Consider the following 18,783-nt stretch of genomic DNA (forward strand, 5'->3'; position numbering starts at 1 on the left):
ACCACCATCGTCTCCACCACCCTGGCCGAGCTAGAAGCCGGCACCGGCAAAGCCCACACCGGCGGCGGCACCTGGCTCCCGATACGCGACGTGATCGCCCTGGCCAGCCACGCCCACCATTACCTGCGGATCTATCACGGCGCCAAAGAACTGGCCCTGTTCCACACCAAACGCCTAGCGTCGCCGGCCCAGCGGATCGTGCTCTACGCCAAAGAACGCGGCTGCAGCCACCCGGGCTGCCCCATCCCCGGCTACTACTGCGAGGTCCACCACGACACCGACCACGCCCAAACCGGACGCACTGACATCGACGAACTCACCCTGCGCTGCGGCCCCCACCACCAACTCATCACCTCAAGCGGCTGGAAAACCCGCAAACGCCACGACGGCACCACCGAAACCCTGCCCCCACCCCACCACGACCACGGCCAACCCCGCACCAACCACTACCACCACCCCGAAAAACCGCTCGCCGACCGCGAAGACAACGGCGACGACGACATTCCCTAACCGGGTCCGGTCGGGATAACCGATGGTCCACGATTAAGATCGTTTCTTATGACCGTTACTGAGCACTCCGGGGAGTCCGCTGTAGAAGCCCAGGGCGAGCACGTCGTCGACATCCACACCACCGCAGGCAAGCTTGCGGACCTCAAGCGTCGGACCGCGGAGACCCTGCACCCGGTCGGGGAAGCTGCAGTGGAGAAGGTGCACGCCAAAGGCAAGCTGACCGCCCGCGAGCGCATCCTCGCCCTGCTGGACGAGGGGTCGTTCGTCGAGCTCGACGCGCTGGCCAAGCACCGCAGCACCAACTTCGGCCTGGCCGAGAAGCGTCCGCTGGGCGACGGCGTGGTCACCGGCTACGGCACCATCGACGGCCGCGAGGTCTGCATCTTCAGCCAGGACGCCACTGTGTTCGGCGGCAGCCTCGGCGAGGTCTACGGCGAGAAGATCGTCAAGGTCCAAGAGCTGGCCATGAAGACCGGCCGGCCGCTGATCGGCATCAACGACGGCGCCGGCGCCCGCATCCAGGAGGGTGTGGTCTCGCTGGGCCTCTACAGCAAGATCTTCCACAACAACATCCTGGCCTCGGGCGTGATCCCGCAGATCTCGCTGATCATGGGCGCCGCCGCCGGCGGTCACGTGTACTCCCCCGCCCTGACCGACTTCATCGTGATGGTCGACCAGACTTCCCAGATGTTCATCACCGGCCCCGACGTGATCAAGACCGTCACCGGCGAAGACGTCACCCAGGAGGAGCTGGGCGGTGCCCACACCCACATGGGCAAATCCGGCACCGCGCACTACGTCGCCTCCGGCGAGCAGGACGCCTTCGAGTACGTACGCGACCTGCTGAGCTACCTGCCGCCGAACAACTACGCCGACCCGCCGCGCTACCCGGCGCCGGCTGCCGACGGCGCGATCGAGGACAACCTCACCGACGAGGACCTCGAACTGGACACGCTGATCCCGGACTCGCCGAACCAGCCGTACGACATGCACGAGGTCATCACCCGGATCCTCGATGACGACGAGTTCCTCGAGGTGCAGTCCGGCTACGCCCAGAACATCATCGTCGGGTTCGGCCGCGTCGATGGCCGTACCGTCGGCATCGTGGCCAACCAGCCCACCCAGTTCGCCGGCTGCCTCGACATCAACGCCTCGGAGAAGGCCGCCCGGTTCATCCGGACCTGCGACTGCTTCAACATCCCGATCGTGCTGCTGGTCGATGTGCCGGGCTTCCTGCCCGGTACCGAGCAGGAGTACAACGGCATCATCCGCCGCGGCGCGAAGCTGCTCTACGCCTACGGTGAGGCCACCGTCGCGAAGATCACCGTCATCACCCGCAAGGCCTACGGCGGCGCGTACTGCGTGATGGGCTCCAAGGAGATGGGCGCCGACGTCAACGTGGCCTGGCCGACGGCCCAGATCGCGGTCATGGGCGCCTCCGGCGCCGTCGGGTTCGTCTACCGCCAGCAGCTTTCCGAGGCCGCCCGCAACGGCGAGGACGTCGACGCGCTTCGCCTCAACCTGCAGCAGGAGTACGAGGACACCCTGGTGAACCCGTACGTCGCCGCCGAGCGCGGCTACGTCGACGCGGTGATCCCGCCGTCGCACACCCGCGGGTACATCGCGACGTCGCTGCGGCTGCTGGAACGCAAGATCGTCCAGCCGCTGCCCAAGAAGCACGGGAACATCCCGCTGTGAGCGCCGCGAGCGGCGACGAGAACGCGGCCGCCCCAGAGCAGGAGGCTCCCGCAGCCGCCGAACCGCACATCCGGGTACTCAAGGGCAACCCGACCGACGAGGAAGTCGCGGCGCTGGTTGCGGTGCTGGGCAGTGCCGGCGGCGGCGTGACCGACGCCGGCGCGCAGGAGCGCAACCTGTGGGGCCACCCGGTCGACAAACTCCGGTACCCGCTGTTCAGCTGGCAGCGGATCACGCTGCTGGAGCGCGTTCATATGCGCCGGTGACGAAGCCGAGCGCCAGCGAGGCCGAGAAACCGGCGCCGCAGGTACCGCCGGTGACGCGTTTGGTCCTCGGGTCCGCATCGTCAGGCCGGTTGGCCGTTCTGCGCGGTGCCGGGATCGACCCACTGGTGGTCGTCTCCGGGGTGGACGAGGACGCCGTCGCGGCGGCCCTGGGCCCCGATGCCGGTCCTGCCGAGGTGGTGCGGGCACTGGCGCGCGCCAAGGCCGATGACGTCGCGGCCCGCTTGGAGCCGGCCATCGCCGCGGATTGCGTGGTGATCGGCTGCGATTCGATGCTCTTGATCGACGGCGAGTTGGCCGGCAAGCCGCCGTCGGTCGATGAGGCGCGTCGCCGATGGCAGTCGATGGCCGGGCGCGCCGGAGCACTCCACACCGGCCATTGTCTGATCCGCTTGCGCGACAACGAGACTCGCCATCGGGCCGCCGAGACTGTGGTCACCACAGTCCGGTTCGGAACGCCCACCGACGATGATCTGGAGGCCTACCTGGCCACCGGCGAGCCGCTACGGGTGGCCGGCGGCTTCACCCTGGATGGCCTGGGCGGCTGGTTCATCGACGGCGTCGACGGCGACCCGTCCAGCGTCATCGGAATCAGCCTGCCGTTGCTGCGCTCGCTACTGGCCGGGGCCGGCCTGTCGGTCGCCACATTGTGGGCGGCCAACCCGGTGTAGGCGACGCGCCGACGGGGAAGTCACCGGGGGGTGATGGACATCTCCACAGAGGACGTACGCCGGCTGCTCGGCACCAGCGAGACCGACGACCCGGTGCTGATCTTGATCGAGGGGCGCCTGGAAATCGTGCCCGCCGCCGAGCTGACATCAGCGAAGCCGGCGGCGGCGAATCGCTGTCGGAGCGGGAACTCGACGACCAGGCGCTGACCACCGCCGTCCGCGACCTCGGCGGCTGAGCATCGGGCCGCTTAGCCGGTTTGTCGTCCCGTGAGCTTGTCGCGGATGCGGTCGACCATGCCCACCCCGGCGCCGAGGGTCTTGTGGAACAACTCCGAATGCGGTGCCTGCGGGTGCGGGCGGGTGGGCGCCACCTTCTTGGCGTTCTGGACCTTTTCGCCCATCTCGACGAGTTCCCGGGCCGAAAGGTGTTCCCGCAGTTTGGGAAACTGCTCGGATTCCTCGTCGTTCGCGTGATGACGCAGCAGCGACTTCAGCTGTCCGGTCAGATCCATGAATGCCGGCTCCGACGCGGAGACGTCCTCGAGCTTCTTCATGAGCTTCACGATCTCGTCGTGCTCTTGCTTGTCGTGCTTCACATCGTCGGCGCCGCCGGGAATCTTGTCCTCCACGACCGGGTAGACGAACATCTCCTCGGCCACGGAGTGACGCATCACCTCGGCGGTGACGGTGTCGGCGATGTCGCGCTGAGCGTCGGGGTCGGCAGTGTCCTCGACTTCGGTCAGCAGATCGATCATCTCGTTGTGGTCGGCGGTGAGGATGTCGACGACATCTGTGTTCGCCGAATCCTGGTCGCTATCAGCCATGAAACATTCCTCCGGTGGGTGCGTCAGCCATCGGTAACCGGGGTACCCGCCCGCGGCGGACCCAACCCCCGCGGTTGCCCGGCGCACGTGCTCGCCCACGCGAGCAGCCACCCGATTTCCGCTGCGGCGTCGACCAGGTAGGTGCGGCTGATTGTTTCGCGGCGTCTCGCCGCGACGCGTGCAACCGCGGTGGGTAGGCTCGACAATGTGCCAGTGCCTGCCGACCCCAGCCCCGCCCTGCAGTCCTACGCCCACCCCGAGAGGTTGGTGACCGCCGACTGGCTCGCGGGCAATCTTGGTAAACCCGGTCTCGTCGTGGTGGAGTCCGACGAGGATGTGCTGCTTTATGACGTCGGCCATATTCCCGGGGCGGTGAAGATCGACTGGGTCACCGACCTCAACGACGCCCCGGTTCGTGACTACATCAACGGGGAGCAGTTCGCCGACCTGATGAACCGCAAGGGCATCTCGCGCGACGACACCGTGGTGATCTACGGCGACAAGTCCAACTGGTGGGCCGCCTACGCACTGTGGGTGTTCACCCTGTTCGGCCATGAAGACGTACGCCTGCTCGACGGCGGCCGCGACCTGTGGGTGTCCTCGGGCCGCGAGACCACCCTGGAGGTGCCGTCGAAAACCACCACCGGTTACCCGGTGGTACAGCGCAACGATGCCCCGATCCGCGCCTACAAGCACGATGTGCTGGAAATCATCGGCCACGAGCCGCTGATCGACGTCCGCTCGCCGCAGGAGTACACCGGTGAACGCACCCACATGCCGGACTACCCGGAGGAGGGTGTGCTGCGCGGCGGCCACATCCCCACCGCGGTGTCCATCCCGTGGAGCAAGGCGGCCGACGACGCCGGCCGGTTCCGCAAGCGCGAGGAACTCGACGAGCTGTACGGGTTCATCAAGCCCGAGGACAAGCCGATCGCGTACTGCCGCATCGGGGAACGCTCCAGCCACACCTGGTTCGTGCTGACGCACCTGCTCGGCATGGAGGGAGTCCGCAACTATGACGGCTCCTGGACCGAGTGGGGCAACACCGTGCGGGTGCCCATCGTCGACGGCCCGGAACCGGGCCGGGGGCCCGCGGCAGCGCAGGGAGCCGCAGCCAGCTGATGAGCCTGCCGGAAGGATTGGCGCAGGTGGCATCCGACTTCATGGAAGTCGAGGGGCAGGACAAGTTGCGGCTGCTGCTGGAATTCGCCGACGAGCTCCCCGACCTGCCCGACGATCTGGCCGAATCGGCCATGGAGCCGGTGCCGGAGTGCCAGTCACCACTGTTCATGCATGTTGATGCCGCCGACCGGCAGCGGGTGCGGCTGTACTTCAGTGCGCCACCGGAAGCCCCGACCACCCGCGGGTTCGCGTCGATCTGGGCGGCGGGCCTCGACGGCCAGTCGGCCGATGTCATCTTGGCGGTGCCCGAGGACTTCGCCTCCACCCTGGGCCTGGCGGCGCTGATCAGCCCGCTGAGGCTGCGCGGGATGTCGGCCATGTTGACCCGGATCAAGCGCCGGCTCCGCTCCGCATAAGGGGCGCGTCATTCGGGCGGGTCGGTCGCGCCTTACACTGCTGTGAACTAGATTCTTAAAGACATTTCTTAAAGATGCCGTCAGGAGGGCAAGTGGCGAACCATGCCAGCACGAAGATCTCCAAGGTGCTCGTCGCCAACCGCGGGGAGATCGCAGTCCGGGTGATCCGCGCCGCGCGCGACGCCGGGTTGCCCAGCGTGGCCGTGTACGCCGAACCAGACGCCGACGCGCCGCACGTCCGGCTGGCCGACGAGGCGTTCGCCCTGGGCGGGCAGACCTCGGCCGAGTCCTATCTGGTGTTCGAGAAGATCCTCGACGCCGCCGCGCAGTCGGGTGCCAACGCGATCCACCCCGGCTACGGATTCCTTTCCGAGAACGCCGATTTCGCCCAGGCTGTGATCGACGCCGGCCTGATCTGGATCGGGCCGAGCCCGCAGTCCATCCGCGACCTCGGTGACAAGGTCACCGCCCGCCACATCGCCGCCCGCGCCAAGGCGCCGCTGGTGCCCGGCACCCCGGACCCGGTGAAGGACGCCGACGAGGTGGTGGCCTTCGCCAAGGAGTACGGCGTGCCGGTGGCGATCAAGGCCGCGTTCGGTGGCGGCGGCCGCGGCATGAAGGTGGCCCGCACCATCGAGGAGATCCCCGAGCTGTTCGAGTCGGCCACCCGTGAGGCGATCGCGGCGTTCGGCCGCGGTGAGTGCTTCGTGGAGCGCTACCTGGACAAGCCCCGCCACGTCGAGGCGCAGGTCATCGCCGACATGCACGGCAACGTCGTCGTCGCGGGCACCCGCGACTGCTCGCTGCAGCGTCGCTTCCAGAAGCTGGTGGAAGAAGCGCCGGCACCTTTTCTCACCGACGCGCAGCGCAAGGAGATTCACGAGTCCGCCAAGCGGATCTGCAAGGAGGCCGGCTACTACGGCGCCGGCACGGTGGAGTACTTGGTCGGCCAGGACGGGCTGATCTCGTTCCTGGAGGTCAACACCCGGCTGCAGGTCGAGCACCCGGTCACCGAGGAGACCTCCGGCATCGACCTGGTGCGCGAGCAGTTCCGGATTGCCAACGGCGAGGCCCTCGACATCACCGAGGACCCGCAGCCCCGCGGCCACTCCATCGAGTTCCGCATCAACGGTGAGGACGCCGGCCGCGGCTTCCTGCCGGCCCCCGGCCCGGTCACCCGCTTCGACCCGCCGACCGGCCCCGGCATCCGGATGGACTCCGGCGTGGAGACCGGCTCGGTGATCGGCGGCCAGTTCGACTCGATGCTGGCCAAGCTGATCGTCACCGGGGCGACGCGCACCGAGGCCCTCGAGCGCGCCCGGCGCGCCCTGGACGAGTTCCACGTCGAGGGGCTGGCCACGGTCATCCCGTTCGACCGCGTGGTGGTGCGCGACCCGGCGTTCGTCGGCGACGAGAACGGCTTCACCGTCCACACCCGCTGGATCGAGACCGAGTTCGAGAACAACATCGAGCCGTTCACCGGCGGCGAGCCGCTCGACGAAGAGGACGCCCAGCCACGGCAGAAGGTGGTCGTCGAGGTCGGCGGCCGGCGCCTGGAGGTCTCGCTGCCCGGGGACCTGGCGCTGGGCGGCGGCGGTGCGGCCGGCGGTGCCGCCGGAGCCATTCGCAAGAAGCCCAAGGCGCGCAAGCGCGGTGCCCACGGCGGCGCGGCGGCATCCGGTGACGCGGTGACCGCGCCCATGCAGGGCACCGTGGTCAAGGTGGCCGTCGAAGAGGGCCAGGAGGTCGCCGCCGGTGACCTGGTCGTCGTCCTGGAAGCGATGAAGATGGAGAACCCGGTCACCGCGCACAAGGACGGTGTGGTCACCGGTCTGGCGGCGGAGGCCGGAGCGGCCATCACCCAGGGCACGGTGCTCTGCGAGATCAAGTAGCGGAGCCTTCGACATCGAGCCCATCGAGATCAACGCCGGCCCGTGGTATCTACGGATGCCACGGGCCGACGCTCGCGTCGATGACCGTCCCACGCTGGCCGATCTCGGCGAGACCGACCCGGACTACGTGGCGAAGGCGGCATCCGGCTGGGCCGAGGACACCCGCTATCTGTGGGCCGTGTGCGAGCCGACTACCGGCGAGGTGCTGGCCGAGGTGACGCTCAACCCGGTCTCAAGCGAGATCACCACCCGCAGCCGGGCGGGCCAGGAGGAAGCGGCGCGGACCGGAGCCGAAGCGGTGTCTCGGTTCGCCGCCGGTGCGCTAGGTCTGACGCCGGTGATGGGCGGTGGTGCGAGCGGCGCGGTTTCGCCCGACCAAGATCCAGGACACACCCGCGACGGCCAGCACTAACACCAGGATTCCGAAACCCACCGCCCATCCGGTGTGGTGCTGCGTCGCGGCGCTGACCAGCCCGACCAGCGCCAGTACCGCCATCACCAGCATGGCCAGCCCGGGGGCCTCACGGCGGTCCTTGAAGACCATCCCGGCACGCGGCCGCGTCGTGCGCGCGTCGTCGATAGGCTGCTCGGTCTCGTCCATGGCACCCTGATACCCCCCGGGGGCCGGAGCGAAACCCTCTGCGCTGATGGCGGCGAACCCGCTACACCGCCTCACGCAGCGCGGCTAGCAGCGGCTCCGCGGCCTCTTTGAGGAAGGCCTCCTGCGTCTCCCCGCCGATCTGGATGAGCGCGATATCGGTGAAACCGGCTTCGGCGTAGGCGCGTACCGCCTCGACGATCGCGTCCAGATCGGGACCGCACGGGATGGCGTCCGCGACATCCTGCGGCGTGACGAACTGGGTGGCGGCAGCGAACGCTGCCGGCGTCGGCAGCTCCGAGTTGACCAGCCACCCGCCGCCGAACCAGCGGAACTGCTGGTGGGCGCGCTGCACCGCGGCATCCCGGTCGCGGTCCCAGCACACCGGTAGCTGTCCGATGACCCGGCCGCCTTCCAGCCCGGAGGACTGGCGCGCGGTATGCCACGCCTGGACCAGGTCCGCGTCGGGCTGCACCGCGATCAGATCGTCGGCCGCCGCGGCGAATCTCGCCACGCCGTTCTCGCCCGACACCGCCACGCCCAGCGCGACCGGGATCTCCGGAAGGTCCCACAGCCGCGCCTGGTCCACCTGGAAGTGGTCGCCGCGCACGGTGACCGTCTCCCCCATCAGCAGCTCGCGGATGATCTTGATCGCTTCGCCGAGCATGGCCTGCCGCTGCCGGATGTTCGGCCAGCCGGCGCCGGTGACGATGTGCTCGTTGAGGTTCTCCCCGCTGCCCAGGCCCAGCGTGAACCGGCCGTCGGCAAGGATCTGCACCGTGGCCGCCTGCTGCGCCACCACCGCGGGGTGGTAACGCATCGTCGGGCAGGTCACATACGAGCACAGCCCCACCCGCTCGGTCGCCTGCGCGACCGCTCCCAGCACCGCCCAGGCGTTCGGAGCGTGGCCCTGCGAAGCCAGCCAGGGTGAGAAGTGATCGCTGCACACCTCGAAGTCGAAACCGCGTTCTTCTGCGGAGACGGCATAACGGACAAGGTCTTTGGGGCCGTTCTGCTCGGTCATCAGGGTGTAGCCGAACCGTGTCATGGTCCCCGGGGTACCCAACAGCCGATCGCCGAAACGGCGTCGTCGTTTGGGCTTGGCCACGCCGGGGGTATCCGCGAGCGTGACTATTGCACCCCTTCGCACCGAGCCCGCGCTGCCCGTCGCGGGCGGGCCCTTGTCGTCAGCGGTCTGCGAGCTGCTCCGCCGGCCCGCGGGCGACACCGCAGGATTCGCTGCCCGCACGGCCGGCGCGGACCCGTACGGCCGGGATCTGCAGCTGGCCCTCTACGTCTGCTACGAGCTGCACTACCGTGGCTTCGCCGGAGTGGACCCGGAGTGGGAATGGGATGCCACATTGCTGGAACTGCGCGCCCGGTTGGAGCGCGCCTTCCTCAATAGTGTCCGCGAGGACGTCGGAAAGATACCGCCGGACACTACCGCAAACGACGAAATGGCCGCTGCCGCAACCGAGCCCGTGCGCGGGAGCGGCCCGTCGTGGTATCTGCGGGAAAGCGGCACCTGGGAGCAGGCCCGCGAGTACTTCGTGCACCGGTCGCTGTATCACCTCAAGGAGGGCGATCCGCACGCCTTTGCCATCCCGCGCCTGACCGGCCAGGCCAAGGCCTCCTTCGTCGCCATCGAGTTCGACGAGTACGGCGCCGGGCGCGGTCGGCGGGTGCACCAGCAACTGTTCGCCGACCTGCTCACCGCCGCCGGACTGAATCCCGATTACCTCGCCTACCTGGACTTTGTCCCGGCCGAGACGCTCGCGGTGGTGAACCTGATGTCCCTGTTCGGGCTACATCGCCGGTGGCGGGGTGCGGCCGTCGGGCATTTCGCCTCGACGGAGATCACCTCCCCGCCCGGGTCCAGCCGGCTGGTCGCCGCGCTGCGGCGGATGGGCGCTCCGGAGCCGTGCGTGGCGTTCTACGCCGAGCACGTCGAGGCGGACGCGGTACACGAACAGGTTGTGCGCGCCGATGTGGTCGAGGATCTGATCCGCCAGGAGCCGGAGCTGGAGGCCGACGTGGTGTTCGGCATGCGGGCCCGCGACGCGGTGGAGAACCGACTTGCCGATCTCATGATGTCGGCCTGGTCTGCGGGGCGATCTTCGCTACCCACGATGTGAAACTTAAGCGTTCACTGGGATTTCGCGTAAATCGTGGTTGATCCCTTTGCCAATCGCAGCGACTCTGGGTAACGTCTGATTCCTCCGGTTGAGTTCACAGCCGCACTTGAACGTCACCGTGTTTATGCGTCTCGGGAAGAGATTACGCTGACGTGATCCAACAGCACGATACGTCGACTGATGGAGCCACAAATGAGCACCACCAAGATGACTGAAGCCGCGATCGTTACTCCCGCAACCGAAGCCACCCAAGCCTGGCGCAATCACACCGCCAAATTCACCGTGCACTGGGGCCGGGCGGGAGCGGTAGTCGCCGCGGACGGCGAGATCGACGCGGCCAACGCCGGCCCGTTCGCTGATTACGCCAAGCGCTGCGCCGACTGCTGCGAATGGCTGATTCTGGATTTGTCCGAGCTGACTTTCATTGGCACGGTCGGGTTTACGGCTCTTCAGTCGATCAGCGCGCGGTGCGCCACCGCACGGACCCGGCTGATGGTGATACCGAGTCCGGCGGTGAACAGCGTGCTCCGGATCTGTGACCCGCAGTCGCGCCTCCCGCTGGTGGCGTCGCTGACAGACGCCCTGGCCGATGTGCAGAAGGCCGGCCGCCCGCTGCGCGCGGTGACCTGAACCTAGGCAGGCACCGCGTCTGCGGCCCGGTCCCAGGCGCGGTGCTTGGCCAGCTCGGTGGCGAACGCGTCGAAGAAGTCGTCGTTCAGGTCGTTCGCCGCTGCCGCCGTGGTGACCACCCCTGTGGAGACGGTGACGGTCGTGTCCTCGGCCAGCCGTTCGGTGATCCCCGCCTTGGGTAGCAACTCCACCCCCGCCCCGAACGCGCCGACGGGCTTGAGGTGCTTGTAGGCCTCGGTGATGAAGTGCATCGCGTAGCCGTCTTGCGACAGGGTGCGCATCGCGTCCGGACCGCACGGCACCACCACCGCGTCGTAGAGCACCGAGGCCATGGTGGTGATCGCCCGGTCGACGCTCAGCTGCCCGCCCGAACCGCCGGCCAGCTCTCCGCCGGCGATCGGCGCCAGCACCTCGGCGATGGCGCCGCGCTCGCGCATCGCCGCCACGAAGCGTTCCACACCCGCCACGTCGACGCCGTCGGCGGCCAATACCGCGATCTTGCGGCTCTCGATGCTGGGGACCCCTCGCGCATCCGGCGGAAGGGTGGCGCTGTGCAGCTGCGAGAGCGCCGGCGACACCCCCGCCTTCTGAACGACCTCGTCGAGCGGCTGCTCCTCGGGCGCGGGCAGGCCGAGCTGCTCGGCCACCTGGCCGGCCAGGCCATGGTCGACGCGGTTGAGTTGTTCGACCACGCGCTGACGGATCTCGACGGTCTCGCATTTGCCCAGTTCGAAGGCGTACGCGGCGACGATGTGCTTCGCCTCGATGTCGGACATGCTCTTGTAGAACATCCGCGCCTGGCTGTAGTGGTTCTCGAAGCTCGCGGCGCGTTTGCGGATCTTGTCGCCGTCCACCTTCTGGGTGTAGTGCCGGAACACCTCGGCGTCCTCCCCGGACCCCGCCAGCGCCGGGCAGCCGCCGCCCAGCGAGTTCTTGTAGTAACTGGTCCTGCCGACCGGGATGGCGTGTTGGCTGTAGCCGTCGTGCTGGTTGGTGCGCACTTCGGCCACCGGCCGGTTGATCGGCAGATGATTGAAGTTCGGTCCGCCGAGGCGGATCAACTGGGTGTCCAGGTAGGAGAAATTGCGGAACTGCAGCAGCGGGTCGTTGGTGAAGTCGATTCCCGGCACCACGTTGGCGGTGCAGAACGCCACCTGCTCGGTTTCGGCGAAGAAGTTGTCCGGGTTGCGGTTGAGCACCATTTTGCCCACCGGACGAACCGGGACCTGTTCTTCCGGAATGATTTTCGTAGCGTCCAGCAGGTCGAAATCGAAATTGAATTCGTCGCTCTCGGGCACCAATTGCACCCCGAGCTCCCACTCCGGGTACTGGCCGGCCTCAATCGAGTCCCACAGATCGCGGCGGTTGAAGTCCGGGTCTTTGCCGGCGATCTTCTGGCATTCGTCCCAGATCAGCGAGTGCACGCCGAGCTTGGGCTTCCAGTGGAACTTCACAAAGGTGCCCTGACCCTTGGCGTTGACGAAGCGGAAGGTGTGCACGCCGAAGCCTTGCATCATCCGATAGCTGCGCGGCAAGGAGCGGTCCGACATCAGCCACATGATGGCGTGCAGCGTCTCCGGCTGCAGCGACACGAAGTCCCACAGCGTGTCGTGGGCGGACTGCGCCTGCGGAATCTCGTTGTCCGGTTCCGGCTTCACCGCGTGCACGAAGTCGGGGAACTTGATCCCGTCCTGGATGAAGAACACCGGGAAGTTGTTGCCCACCAGGTCGTAGTTGCCCTGTTCGGTGTAGAACTTGGTGGCGAACCCGCGCACGTCGCGCACGGTGTCGGCCGAACCGCGGGAACCGGCCACGGTGGAGAACCGTACGAACACCGGGGTCTGGGCGCCCGGGGTGGTCAGGAACTTCGCCGCGGTGTACTCGGCGAGCGAATCGTCGTAGGGCTCGAAGTAGCCGTAGGCGCCCGCCCCGCGGGCGTGCACCACCCGCTCCGGGATCCGCTCGTGGTCGAAGTGCATGATCTTCTCACGGGCGTGGAAATCCTCCAGCAACGTCGGTCCGCGCTCCCCGGCCGTCAGCGCGTCGTCGGTGTGGTCCACCCGCACGCCCAGCTGAGTGGTCAAGTAGCCGGACTGCCGGTCGTACCGGTGGTCGTCGAGCTGTCGCTGCTTGGGGTCACGGTCGTCGGTAGCCACCGCTGGTCCTTTCTGGGGTTTGGGACGGTAGGGAACTCCCGGGGTGGGTATCCCAGCCGGGACATTCGCAAACGGAAGGGACGATCGTGACCGCCCAAGCGGCTGTGTTGTTCGACGTCGACGGCACCCTGGTGGACTCCAACTACCTGCATGTGCATGCGTGGCGGCGCGCGTTCGCCGAGGTGGGCATCGAGGCCGAGTCCTGGCGCATCCACCGCGCCATCGGGATGGACGGATCCATACTGGTACGGCTGCTCTCCGATGACGCGCCTGAGGACATCCGCGAACGGCTCAAGGATCTGCACTCCCGCTACTACTTGGAGTCGGCGGCGCTATTGTCGCCGCTTCCGGGCGCCCGGCCGCTGCTGGAACGTATCGCCGCCCTCGGCATTCCGGTGGTGCTGGCCACCTCGGCGCCCGACGACGAACTGGCGGTGCTGCGAAAGGTGCTGGACTGCGACGACCTGGTCGCCGCGGTCACCTCGTCGGCCGACGTTGACGTCGCCAAACCGCACCCGGGGATCATCGGGACCGCGTTGGACCGGATCGGCGCAACGGCCGACCGGGCGGTTTTCGTGGGCGACGCGGTCTGGGACGCGCAGGCGTGCGTGCGCGCCGGAGTACCCAGCATCGGTGTGCTCAGCGGCGGGGTGTCCCGCTCCGAGTTGGAAACCGCAGGCGCGGTGGGCGTTTTCGACAACGCCGAGGATCTGCTGGCGCACCTCGATCAGACGCCGATCGCAGACTTACGGCGAGCCGGACATGGATGAGAGTGCGTTTCTGACCACGCTGATCCGGGCGCCCTACACCGTCTATCACGTCAACGGCGTCGCCACCGCCGCGGCAAGCGCCGCCAGCGCGGCGAACATCCACGCCAGGTAGTCGCCGATGTGGCCGGAATGCGCTGCGCGCAAGGCGCTGAGCGCCGGCGCGGTGAGGGTGCCGGCCGTGCGGCGGACCGCCGGAGGCCACTGGGGCAACCCGGCGGCCGCCACGCCCGCCGCCACCACGCAGCCCAAGACTCCCAGTCCGGCCCCGAGCGCCGACCAGGATGACGCCGCGGTGGCAGCCCCGGCGTCGATGAACCGGCGGGCGGCGGTGTCGGCGCCGCGCGCAACCGCGGGCAGCACCCCGGCGGCCAGGCAACCGGCCAGCAGCAAACCGATTGCGGTGTACATGCTGGGCGGGGTCCGCCGCAGCCGGGTGTCGGGCTGCTCGTCGCCTCCGGTGGTCCGGCCGAGATCGCCGGACGGCTCGGACCGGCCGCCGAGGCCGGTGAAGCAGCGGATGCCCGCGCGCAGCACCGCACCGCCGGTGAACGCCGAAACACCCAGGAACAGCGCCGATCCCCAACCGCTGCCCAGGGCCTCCTCGCACAGAGATTTGCCCAGCGCCGTACCGAACGGCGGCAGCCCGGCCAGGGCGACGGCCGCCGCGGCGTAGCAGGCCGCCAACACCGGCTGGCCCCGGCCGCGGCCTACCAGCTCCCACTCGTCGACGCTGTGGTGGCGGTCCAGCAGGATCCCGACTATCAGGAACAACGCCGACTTGGCGCCGGCGTGCCCGATCGCATACACCGCCGCGCCGGCCACCCCCTGCGAGCTCAGCGTCGCGGTGGCGACCAGCAGCAACCCCATATGACCGACCGTCGAATAGGCCAGCATCCGCTTGAGGTGCCGCTGCAGCACACACATCACCGAGCCGACGACCGCGGTCAGCACACCGGCGGCCACGAAGACGCGACCGATCGCGGCCGGCGGCAGCACACCGGCGAACACCACCCAGTAGACCCGCCAGAGCCCGTAGAGCCCGAGTTCGACCATGACCCCGGAGAACAGCACGCACACCCCGGCGGGTGCGACGGCATGCGCGTCGGCGAGCCAGAAGTGCAGCGGCACGATCGCGGCTTTGACCAGCAAGGCCGCCGAAACCAGCACGAAGGCGGCCACCACCAGGGCATCGGGCGGGCCGCCCCGCAACGCCGCACCCAGTTGAGCCATGCCCAGCTGGCCGACGCGGGCATAGAGCATGCTGATGCCCACCAGGGTCAGGCATGCGCTGAGCGATTGGATGATCCCGAAGTTGAGTGCGCCCTGGATCGCCGAGCGGTCTTCGATCTTGATGCCGGTCAGCGCGTAAGCGACCGCGCCCATCAGCTCCAAGAACACGAACAGGTTGAACAGGTCCGCGGCCAGGACGAATCCGTTCATCGCGGCCAGGAAGATCAACAGCAGTGCGTCGAAGCGGGTATCGGCCTCGTCCAGTCCGCGGCGACTGTAGAGCGCCGCACACCCGGTCAGCGCACCGATCAGCACCGCCAGTCCCGCCGAAAGCGGATCAGCGGCCAGAGCGATACCGACCGCCAGCCCGTCGCGCGGCTGCCAGCCCCCGCTCCAGGCCACCACGGTGCGTCCGGCCGCGGCGCTCAGCAGATATCCGGCGGCACCGGTGGAGGCCGCCGAGGTGGCCAGCACCACCGCGTTGGCAAGGGAGTTGGACAGCCGACGGCCCAGGCCCAGTAGCAGACACGCCACCAGGATCGGCACCGCGACCAGCAGCGGCAGCAGGGTGGTCGCGGCCGGCACGGCGACTCAGCCCCGCAGCGCCGACAACTGATCCGGGTCCAGGGTGTGGTGGCGCTTGTGGACCTGGATGGCCAATGCCAGCAGCAGCGCGGTGACGGTGGCCTGAATGACGATGTCGGTCAACGTCATCGCCTGCACCACCGGATCCACCACTGGCGTCGATGCCGGAGCGTCGACGAAGATCGGCGGCGCCCCGCCCTGTTGGTAGCCGACCGCCAGCAGCAACAGGTAGGTGCCCGACTGCGCCACCGATAGGCACACCACCGCGTGGATCAGGTTGCGGCTGCGGACGATTCCGAAGGAACCGACCAGCACCAGCCAGCCCGCCACCCCGTAGATGTAGGTGCTCACGAACGCTCCTGCCGCGGAGCGACGGTGATCTCCTGCGCCAGGAACTGCGCCAGCAGCACGGTCATGCCGCACGCCACCGCCACCCCGACCGCCGCGTTGAGCAGCGGTACCGACCCCGACGACAGCAGCTGGCCGCGCGTGCCGGTGGGCAGCAGGTTGACCAGGAATGCTCCGCCGGTGATCAACCCGGCGATCCCGATACCGGCGAACGCCGCAGCGCCCAGGGCCTCGCCGATGTCGAAGGCGTTGACCGGACGCAACCGGTCCAGCGCCCGGAAGCTTCCGGTGATGTAGAGCAGGTGCAGGCCGGTGGCCAGCACCACGCCGCCCTGGAAGCCGCCGCCCGGTGTCAGGTGTCCGTGCAGCACCACGTCGAGTCCCATCGCCAGTGTCACCGGCAGCAGCAGGTAGCCGACGAACCGGGTGGAATCCAGGGCCGCGCGACGGCCGCTGTCGTGGTATTCGCGCTCCTCCACAGCCGGACGCAGCAGCGCCATCACGCCGGTCACCGAGGCGACCAGAATGGTCTCCTCGCCGAACGTGTCCAGGGCGCGCTGGTCGAAGTTCACCGACGCGACCACGTTGGCCGTGGCATGGGAAAACGCTTCCCGCACCGCAAGATCCCGATACAGGTGGTGGTCGTGGCCGAACGCGGGGAGTTCGGCGAAGCCCAGCCACAGCAGCAGACCCATCCCGGCCGCTCCGACGAGGAACAGCACCGTTCGCCCGGTTCGGGTCACCGGCCGACCTCGCGATGCCGGCGCTGCACCGTTCGGACGGCGAGCATGACCATCAGCGGCACCACCACTCCGCCGATCAGCAACTGGGACAACGCCACATCGGGCGCCTGCAACATCACGAACAACACGGTGAGCGCCAGTCCGAACACCGCCAGCACGATCGCCTGCCGGTGCGGATCAGCGGTCATGGCGACCACAGTTCCGGTGCCGCCGACCAGCGTGACGGAGAGCAGGATCAGCGCGGTCATGGCGGCGAATCCGCGTCGACCACACCGGCTTCCTGCGCGGTCAACCGGGCGGTGGCCGCTGACATCGCCGGGGCGGTGAGCAACACCAGCCCGACGATCACCGCGACCATCGCGGATGCTTCGGTCCAGCCCCGGTCCAAGATCAAGCCCAGCCCGGTCAGCGGAAAGCCCACCGAGGTGGTCACGGTCAGCAGGTGCAGTTGGTCGACCACGTTCAGAGCGGCCGCCGCCAGCGTGCAACAGACCATCACCGTCACCCCGGCGAAGACCAGCAGCCAGGCGATCACGGCTCGCCCGCCAGCAGTCGGGCGTAGACCAGGGTCCCGGGAAAGGTGACCAGCGCCAGCACCAAGGGGACGATCAAAGCCCAGTCCTGGCCCCAGGAGACCGCCAGCACCAGCAGCATCCCGATCGCGCCGATACCGGCGAATTCCAGACCGACCAGGCGCCGCCGGGGAGCGCCGCGAGCGGCGATCCAGGCGCCGGGCAGGAACACCCCGAGCTGCAGTACCAGCGCGGCCAGCTCGCCCGGTCTCACCGCCCCACCGCCGCCTCCAGGGTGCCCGGCCGCTGCCCGATTCGGTGCACCAGCACGGACCGGGCAGCATTGTCGAGGACGACGGTTCCCGGGGTCGTGGCCAGCGCCAGCGTCGCGACGGCCCGGCGGCCCGCGGCCACCGGCCCGGCTTCGGCTGGCAAGGCCACCGGGGCGATCACCGACTGGGAACGCCGCGACGGGACCAGAATGTAGACCCACACCTGGACGGTTTGTTTGAGCACCTCGCCGGCGACCGTGGGAATCCAGCGCAGCCATCCCGGCCGGAACCGCCAACTACCGGAGTTGGCCTGCCGGGCCGCGCGGGCGGCGACCGCACACGGCAAGGTGCACAGCGCCGCGGCCGCCAGCTCCTGCGCGGTGCGCTCGGTCAGCGTCACCACCCACAGTGCGGCGGCTATCAGCCACCACAGCAGGGTTTCGCCGACCGCTCGAATCCGGCTACCGGCCGCGGACACGGCGGTTGTGCTTCTTGATCGCCGTGACCAGTTCCGATTTCCGCATCGTGGAGCGCCCGTGAATGTCCAGGCGGCGCGCCACGTCCATCAGGTGCGCCTTGCTGGCATTGGCATCGACGCCCTCGGCGGACGGCCCCGAGTTGTTCGGCCCGCCACCGGCGGCACGCTTGTCGGAGGGGCCGCGCTTCTTCTTGGCCTCCCAGTGGTCCCCGACCTTCTCGAAACTGTGCTTGAGCGCCGCGTAGGCAACCCGGTGCGCGCGCTGCTCGCTGCCGTACTCCTTGGCGGCTGCATCGTGCGCTTTGGCGAAAGTGCGTTGCGCTTTGGCGCTGGAGCGTTGCAGTGTGCTGGGCAACTCGCCTTGCTTGGCGGCGCCGCTCTTCGTCGTCTTGGGCATGAGTCCTCCAATCAGCCAGTCTCGGCGGCATACCCGTCGAAACGGTTCGGCAACCATTTCCTCCAGGTGAGCACGTTTGCCAAGGCGAAGACCGGGCAACCCGGATAGCCGTGGATGCCGAACGTTTCCGTCAATTGCTCACCGCCCGTGCCCCGTTCATCTCGGTGTACTTTGAGGACTCGCACGACACCGAGGACGCGGCGACCAAGCTCGAACTCACCTGGCGGGAGGTGAGCGAACAGCTCACCCAGCAAGGCGTCGGCCAGCGGCTCGTCGAGGAGATCGAACGCGCGCATACGCTGCGGGCCGATGAGGCGCTGCCGTGGGGCGCCATCGCAATCGGTGCGGCCGTCGTCGGCGGCGGCGAGGCGGTCGATCCGGCCGACGGCGTCGCGGCGGTGCTGCGCTACCCGCCGACGGCATCGGCCTAGCCGCCGTCGTCATCCGGCTTCGGCCCGATCGTCGTCGAAGAGGTGTCGTTGGGCGTGGCCCTGGACGGGCACGGCGTCGTA

General features: G+C 68.5%; 25 protein-coding genes. 13 read left to right on the forward strand and 12 right to left on the reverse strand.

The genetic code is table 11. The annotated features are described in order from the left end of the window. The 5 genes from A5771_RS21315 to A5771_RS22910 form a co-directional block, all read left to right on the forward strand. Nucleotides 1–510: HNH endonuclease signature motif containing protein (locus A5771_RS21315; protein WP_131808968.1), on the forward strand; the 510-nt coding region annotated here is incomplete at its 5' end. Nucleotides 511–558: 48 nt separating this feature from the next. After that, nucleotides 559–2,208: an acyl-CoA carboxylase subunit beta gene (locus A5771_RS21320; RefSeq protein ID WP_064857190.1), complete on the forward strand. Its 1,650-nt coding sequence runs from the start codon at nucleotides 559–561 to the stop codon at nucleotides 2,206–2,208. Next, a complete protein-coding gene (locus tag A5771_RS21325) occupies nucleotides 2,205–2,474 on the forward strand; it encodes an acyl-CoA carboxylase subunit epsilon (RefSeq protein WP_064857191.1) in 270 nt (89 codons plus the stop codon). Before A5771_RS21320 ends, A5771_RS21325 begins: the two co-directional genes overlap by 4 nt. Nucleotides 2,475–2,524: 50 nt before the next feature. Next, nucleotides 2,525–3,163: a Maf family protein gene (locus A5771_RS21330; RefSeq protein WP_064857209.1), complete on the forward strand. Its 639-nt coding sequence runs from the start codon at nucleotides 2,525–2,527 to the stop codon at nucleotides 3,161–3,163. Nucleotides 3,164–3,196: 33 nt separating this feature from the next. Beyond that, nucleotides 3,197–3,370: a hypothetical protein gene (locus A5771_RS22910; protein WP_234783155.1), complete on the forward strand. Its 174-nt coding sequence runs from the start codon at nucleotides 3,197–3,199 to the stop codon at nucleotides 3,368–3,370. 41 nt (nucleotides 3,371–3,411) lie between these two features. Here the strand turns inward: A5771_RS22910 and A5771_RS21335 are convergent, their stop codons facing one another. Beyond that, nucleotides 3,412–3,987, reverse strand: a complete 576-nt coding sequence (locus tag A5771_RS21335; protein WP_064857192.1) for a hemerythrin domain-containing protein — start codon at nucleotides 3,985–3,987, stop codon at nucleotides 3,412–3,414. A gap of 207 nt (nucleotides 3,988–4,194) precedes the next feature. On the opposite strand from A5771_RS21335, the gene A5771_RS21340 reads away from it, so the two are divergent. The 4 genes from A5771_RS21340 (at nucleotide 4,195) to A5771_RS22360 (ending at nucleotide 7,829) form a co-directional block, all read left to right on the forward strand. Then, the gene (locus A5771_RS21340; protein WP_064857193.1) at nucleotides 4,195–5,109 is read left to right on the forward strand and encodes a sulfurtransferase; all 915 of its coding nucleotides are present in this window, start codon (nucleotides 4,195–4,197) and stop codon (nucleotides 5,107–5,109) included. Next, nucleotides 5,109–5,525 (forward strand): SufE family protein, encoded by a 417-nt coding sequence (locus A5771_RS21345; protein ID WP_064857194.1) that lies wholly within the window; start codon nucleotides 5,109–5,111, stop codon nucleotides 5,523–5,525. Before A5771_RS21340 ends, A5771_RS21345 begins: the two co-directional genes overlap by 1 nt. 92 nt (nucleotides 5,526–5,617) lie before the next feature. Beyond that, on the forward strand, nucleotides 5,618–7,417 hold the full coding sequence (locus A5771_RS21350; RefSeq protein ID WP_064857195.1) for an acetyl/propionyl/methylcrotonyl-CoA carboxylase subunit alpha: 1,800 nt from the start codon (nucleotides 5,618–5,620) through the stop codon (nucleotides 7,415–7,417). 13 nt (nucleotides 7,418–7,430) lie between these two features. Continuing rightward, nucleotides 7,431–7,829, forward strand: a complete 399-nt coding sequence (locus A5771_RS22360; protein ID WP_082947383.1) for a hypothetical protein — start codon at nucleotides 7,431–7,433, stop codon at nucleotides 7,827–7,829. Here A5771_RS22360 and A5771_RS23195 read toward each other — a convergent pair. Continuing rightward, nucleotides 7,740–8,018: a hypothetical protein gene (locus A5771_RS23195; RefSeq protein WP_064857196.1), complete on the reverse strand. Its 279-nt coding sequence runs from the start codon at nucleotides 8,016–8,018 to the stop codon at nucleotides 7,740–7,742. The two genes, A5771_RS22360 and A5771_RS23195, sit on opposite strands and share 90 nt — an antisense overlap. 61 nt (nucleotides 8,019–8,079) lie before the next feature. Continuing rightward, a complete protein-coding gene (locus A5771_RS21360; RefSeq protein ID WP_064857197.1) occupies nucleotides 8,080–9,063 on the reverse strand; it encodes a TIGR03557 family F420-dependent LLM class oxidoreductase in 984 nt (327 codons plus the stop codon). Between the two features lie 79 nt (nucleotides 9,064–9,142). Between A5771_RS21360 and A5771_RS21365 the strand changes: the two genes are divergently transcribed. Next, nucleotides 9,143–10,150, forward strand: a complete 1,008-nt coding sequence (locus A5771_RS21365) for an iron-containing redox enzyme family protein (RefSeq protein ID WP_064857198.1) — start codon at nucleotides 9,143–9,145, stop codon at nucleotides 10,148–10,150. Between the two features lie 192 nt (nucleotides 10,151–10,342). Beyond that, nucleotides 10,343–10,780, forward strand: coding sequence for an STAS domain-containing protein (locus tag A5771_RS21370; protein WP_234783156.1), 438 nt, complete (start codon nucleotides 10,343–10,345; stop codon nucleotides 10,778–10,780). A gap of 2 nt (nucleotides 10,781–10,782) precedes the next feature. On the opposite strand, the gene A5771_RS21375 is transcribed toward A5771_RS21370, so the two are convergent. Next, nucleotides 10,783–12,936, reverse strand: coding sequence for a catalase (locus A5771_RS21375; RefSeq protein WP_064857199.1), 2,154 nt, complete (start codon nucleotides 12,934–12,936; stop codon nucleotides 10,783–10,785). Between the two features lie 86 nt (nucleotides 12,937–13,022). On the opposite strand from A5771_RS21375, the gene A5771_RS21380 reads away from it, so the two are divergent. After that, entirely contained in the window at nucleotides 13,023–13,706 is a 684-nt protein-coding gene (locus tag A5771_RS21380; protein WP_064857200.1) for an HAD family hydrolase, read from the forward strand. 45 nt (nucleotides 13,707–13,751) lie between these two features. Here A5771_RS21380 and A5771_RS21385 read toward each other — a convergent pair whose 3' ends face one another. Genes A5771_RS21385 through A5771_RS21420 form a run of 8 tightly spaced genes read right to left on the reverse strand, consistent with a single transcriptional unit; the run spans nucleotide 13,752 to nucleotide 18,271 of the window. After that, nucleotides 13,752–15,521, reverse strand: a complete 1,770-nt coding sequence (locus A5771_RS21385; protein WP_207545492.1) for a complex I subunit 5 family protein — start codon at nucleotides 15,519–15,521, stop codon at nucleotides 13,752–13,754. Between the two features lie 6 nt (nucleotides 15,522–15,527). Then, entirely contained in the window at nucleotides 15,528–15,872 is a 345-nt protein-coding gene (locus A5771_RS21390) for a sodium:proton antiporter (RefSeq protein WP_064857201.1), read from the reverse strand. Further along, on the reverse strand, nucleotides 15,869–16,612 hold the full coding sequence (locus tag A5771_RS21395; RefSeq protein WP_064857202.1) for an MnhB domain-containing protein: 744 nt from the start codon (nucleotides 16,610–16,612) through the stop codon (nucleotides 15,869–15,871). Before A5771_RS21395 ends, A5771_RS21390 begins: the two co-directional genes overlap by 4 nt. Further along, entirely contained in the window at nucleotides 16,609–16,860 is a 252-nt protein-coding gene (locus tag A5771_RS21400; RefSeq protein ID WP_064857203.1) for a Na(+)/H(+) antiporter subunit B, read from the reverse strand. The genes A5771_RS21395 and A5771_RS21400 overlap by 4 nt, the downstream gene beginning before the upstream one ends. After that, on the reverse strand, nucleotides 16,857–17,147 hold the full coding sequence (locus A5771_RS21405; RefSeq protein WP_064857204.1) for a monovalent cation/H(+) antiporter subunit G: 291 nt from the start codon (nucleotides 17,145–17,147) through the stop codon (nucleotides 16,857–16,859). Before A5771_RS21405 ends, A5771_RS21400 begins: the two co-directional genes overlap by 4 nt. After that, on the reverse strand, nucleotides 17,144–17,398 hold the full coding sequence (locus tag A5771_RS21410) for an MrpF/PhaF family protein (protein ID WP_064857205.1): 255 nt from the start codon (nucleotides 17,396–17,398) through the stop codon (nucleotides 17,144–17,146). Before A5771_RS21410 ends, A5771_RS21405 begins: the two co-directional genes overlap by 4 nt. After that, a complete protein-coding gene (locus A5771_RS21415) occupies nucleotides 17,395–17,874 on the reverse strand; it encodes a Na+/H+ antiporter subunit E (RefSeq protein WP_064857206.1) in 480 nt (159 codons plus the stop codon). Before A5771_RS21415 ends, A5771_RS21410 begins: the two co-directional genes overlap by 4 nt. Beyond that, complete coding sequence (locus tag A5771_RS21420) at nucleotides 17,858–18,271, reverse strand: ChaB family protein (protein WP_064857207.1); 414 nt, start codon at nucleotides 18,269–18,271, stop codon at nucleotides 17,858–17,860. Before A5771_RS21420 ends, A5771_RS21415 begins: the two co-directional genes overlap by 17 nt. Nucleotides 18,272–18,381: 110 nt before the next feature. Here A5771_RS21420 and A5771_RS23630 point away from each other — a divergent pair, with 110 nt between their 5' ends. Next, nucleotides 18,382–18,702 (forward strand): hypothetical protein, encoded by a 321-nt coding sequence (locus A5771_RS23630; RefSeq protein WP_064857208.1) that lies wholly within the window; start codon nucleotides 18,382–18,384, stop codon nucleotides 18,700–18,702. The last annotated feature ends 81 nt before the right edge of the window (nucleotides 18,703–18,783 follow it).

The organism is Mycolicibacter sinensis, from assembly GCF_001667375.1.
Lineage (GTDB): Bacteria > Actinomycetota > Actinomycetes > Mycobacteriales > Mycobacteriaceae > Mycobacterium > Mycobacterium sinense_A.

Coding starts and splice junctions, on each gene's coding strand:
- A5771_RS21320 (WP_064857190.1), top strand. CDS start 559: ATGACCGTTACTGAGCACTCCGGGGAGTCCGCTGTAGAAGCCCAGGGC.
- A5771_RS22910 (WP_234783155.1), top strand. CDS start 3,197: ATGGACATCTCCACAGAGGACGTACGCCGGCTGCTCGGCACCAGCGAG.
- A5771_RS21335 (WP_064857192.1), bottom strand. CDS start 3,987: ATGGCTGATAGCGACCAGGATTCGGCGAACACAGATGTCGTCGACATC.
- A5771_RS21345 (WP_064857194.1), top strand. CDS start 5,109: ATGAGCCTGCCGGAAGGATTGGCGCAGGTGGCATCCGACTTCATGGAA.
- A5771_RS23195 (WP_064857196.1), bottom strand. CDS start 8,018: ATGGACGAGACCGAGCAGCCTATCGACGACGCGCGCACGACGCGGCCG.
- A5771_RS21360 (WP_064857197.1), bottom strand. CDS start 9,063: ATGACACGGTTCGGCTACACCCTGATGACCGAGCAGAACGGCCCCAAA.
- A5771_RS21370 (WP_234783156.1), top strand. CDS start 10,343: ATGAGCACCACCAAGATGACTGAAGCCGCGATCGTTACTCCCGCAACC.
- A5771_RS21400 (WP_064857203.1), bottom strand. CDS start 16,860: ATGACCGCGCTGATCCTGCTCTCCGTCACGCTGGTCGGCGGCACCGGA.
- A5771_RS21420 (WP_064857207.1), bottom strand. CDS start 18,271: ATGCCCAAGACGACGAAGAGCGGCGCCGCCAAGCAAGGCGAGTTGCCC.